The 2935-nt window shown below is 69.2% G+C and carries 3 protein-coding genes and 1 pseudogene; 3 read left to right on the forward strand and 1 reads right to left on the reverse strand.

Annotation, left to right across the window (positions count from 1 at the left end; all coding sequences use genetic code 11):
• From G6021_RS13545 to G6021_RS13555, 3 genes and pseudogenes are all read left to right on the forward strand, one after another.
• Positions 1–289: pseudogene (locus G6021_RS13545) on the forward strand (biotin-dependent carboxyltransferase family protein); the annotation flags it as partial.
• Positions 290–412: 123 nt separating this feature from the next.
• Positions 413–1699 (forward strand): adenylosuccinate synthase, encoded by a 1287-nt coding sequence (locus tag G6021_RS13550; RefSeq protein ID WP_182610587.1) that lies wholly within the window; start codon positions 413–415, stop codon positions 1697–1699.
• A 232-nt stretch (positions 1700–1931) separates the two neighbouring features.
• Positions 1932–2495 carry a hypothetical protein gene (locus G6021_RS13555; protein ID WP_182641511.1) on the forward strand — a complete coding sequence of 188 codons (564 nt, stop codon included), beginning with the start codon at positions 1932–1934 and terminating at the stop codon, positions 2493–2495.
• Positions 2496–2551: 56 nt separating this feature from the next.
• Here the strand turns inward: G6021_RS13555 and G6021_RS13560 are convergent, their stop codons facing one another.
• Positions 2552–2839, reverse strand: a complete 288-nt coding sequence (locus G6021_RS13560; RefSeq protein ID WP_182641512.1) for a hypothetical protein — start codon at positions 2837–2839, stop codon at positions 2552–2554.
• Positions 2840–2935 lie beyond the last annotated feature (96 nt).

Consider the following 2935-nt stretch of genomic DNA (forward strand, 5'->3'; position numbering starts at 1 on the left):
GCGCGTCCTGGCGGAGACCGGGCACGTCAGCGGGCACGCGGACCGGGTGGGGGTGCGCATCGATCCGGCCGGGCCCGTGCCCCGGTCGAGCACCCGCGAGATCCCCAGCGAGGGCATGGTGCGCGGCGCGGTGCAGGTCCCGGCCGACGGTTCACCGGTCGTGTTCGGACCCGACCACCCCGTCACGGGCGGGTACCCGGTGATCGGGGTGTTGACCTCGCGGTCGTCGGACTCACTGTCCCAACTCCTGCCGGGAGCGCCGGTGAGCTTCCGGAGGGTGTCGGAGTGACCGACTAGGGTGTGCCAGGCGGAACCAAGTACCCTGGACCGTTGGTGTGCGCGGAAATCACTGCCTGCGGGCCGGTTTTCGTCCCTCACCGAAAGACGACTCTCTTCGAGGTGAAAGCAGACCATGCCAGCGATCGTCCTGATCGGCGCCCAGTGGGGCGACGAGGGCAAGGGGAAGGCCACCGACATCCTGGGCGGCCGCGTCGAGTACGTGGTCAAGCCCAACGGCGGGAACAACGCCGGCCACACCGTTGTGGTGGGCGGAGAGAAGTACGAGCTCAAGCTCCTCCCCGCCGGGATCCTCTCGCCCACCGCCGTGCCCGTGATCGGCAACGGCGTGGTGGTCAACCTCGAGGCGCTGTTCGAGGAGATCGACGGCCTCGAGGCCCGCGGCGCCGACACCTCGCGGCTGCGCATCTCCGCCGACGCCCACCTGGTGGCCCCGTACCACCAGGCGCTGGACAAGGTGACCGAGCGGTTCCTGGGCAAGAAGGCCATCGGTACCACCGGCCGCGGCATCGGCCCCACCTACGCCGACAAGGTCTCGCGGGTGGGGATCCGCGTGCAGGACGTCTTCGACGAGTCCATCCTGCGGCAGAAGATCGAGGGCGCGCTGCACCTCAAGAACCAGATCTTCGTCAAGATCTACAACCGCCGCGCGGTCGAGGTCGACGAGATGGTGGAGTACTTCCTCTCTTACGCCGCCCGGCTTCGACCCATGGTCAGCGACACCACCCTCATGCTCAACCAGGCCCTGGAGCGCGGCGAGTCCGTGCTGATGGAGGGCGGCCAGGCCACCATGCTGGACGTCGACCACGGCACCTACCCGTTCGTCACCTCGTCCAACCCCACCGCCGGCGGCGCCTGCGTGGGGTCGGGCGTCGGGCCGACCAAGATCACCCACTCGCTGGGCATCGTCAAGGCGTACACCACGCGAGTGGGCGCCGGGCCGTTCCCGACCGAGCTCTTTGACAAGTGGGGCGAATACCTGCAGGTCACCGGCGGCGAGGTGGGCGTCAACACCGGCCGCACCCGGCGCTGCGGTTGGTACGACGCCGTGATCGCGCGCTACGCCGCCCGGGTCAACGGGTTCACCGACTACTTCCTCACCAAGCTCGATGTGCTCACCGGCATCGGCGAGATCCCCATCTGCGTGGCCTACGACGTCGACGGCGTCCGGCACGACGAGATGCCCATGTCGCAGACCGACTTCCACCACGCCACGCCGATCTACGAGACCATGCCCGGCTGGGAGGTCGACATCACGGGGGCGCGCGAGTTCAGCGATCTGCCGCCGGAGGCCCGCGCCTACGTGCTACGGCTCGAGGAGCTGGCCGGTTGCCACATGTCGTACATCGGGGTGGGCCCGGGCCGCGACCAGAACGTGGTGCGGCGCGACATCCTGAGCTGAGGGGGGCAAGTGCTGAGGTGCTGGCGCCCGCTGTCCTCACATCGGCTGGCTCGCCCAGAGTGACGATTGGCGGGGTTCGACGTCCGAATCCCCACGGCGCGCCGAATGCGTGGTTGTATTCACCTCAGTCCGGGCTCAATTGCCAGCGGGCGAGGCGGGCCGCTCAGAGCGGTCATCCCACGGGATCCATCCCTCGCCTGTCTATCGCGGGCGGAAGGACACTCTCGTGCGCGTGAACCGAGTCGTATCCGTAGCTGCCACAGTCGCCCTCGGGGCCGCCGCTGTGTGTGGAGGCGCCGGGATCGCCCGGGGACAGTCAGTCGACACGGGTTCGGCCACCGCCGGTTCGGTCGCCCCGCGGGCCCTCACACTGTCGCTCGACTCGACTGACGCGGATGGCGCTGCCGGCTCGCTGGTCAACAACACCGACCTGGACGTCGAGTGCGAACTGCTCGTGGGTCCGGCCGCACTGATCCGCAGCCTCGAGGAAAATCTCGCAGCCGGGGGCGGACTGGACGGGCCCGAGGGGTACGCCGACGCGCTTGTCGCCGCGACCACCGCCGGGACCGTCGGCGCTGACCTGCTTGAACTCTCGGGTGGCGAATCCGGCACTTGGCAGGTCGAGTTGTCCGCCGTCGAGGACTTCGCCGCAGGCGTCATGGCGCTGTGTGCCCACGAGTATCTCTACGTGTACGAGTTCACGTACGAGTCCGATGGGGGAGGGTCGCTGGACCTCGGGGCGCTCACGCTTGGGTCCGCGGTGCTCGGCTCGAGCGGATCTCCCGACACCAGATAGCTTGTCCGGGCCGCGGTCACCTCGACTCGTCGGTCGATCCCGGCAGGTCGATTCCGTCAGCTCGGCAGTCCCGGGATCTGCGGTAACGGAAACGCCCCGCCGGCCACGCCCGCGCCGACAGCCAGAGCTATGGAGACTCCGACTCCCGCGAGGATGAGCAGGCCGGCTCCGACGATGGGGTTGTCGAGCGAGCCACCGTCCGCGGACCCGGAAGCCTGCGCGACGTAGGCCACGTGGCCCTGCTGCGCGGGTGCAGGAGCGGCGTAAGCGGGGGTCACGGCCACGGTGGTGGCGGCGGTCAGAGCGAGAGCGGCGGCAGCGGTGGCCGTTCGGGTCATGATCATGTCCGCATTATCGCTTCAGGGCCGTCCCGCATTACCTGCTGTCTCGCCGTTCGCGGAACAGTCTCGAGCGCCCGACCCCGAGCGCCCGGCCCCGAC

It is taken from the genome of Dietzia sp. CW19 (assembly GCF_014145265.1).
Taxonomy (GTDB): domain Bacteria; phylum Actinomycetota; class Actinomycetes; order Mycobacteriales; family Mycobacteriaceae; genus Dietzia; species Dietzia natronolimnaea.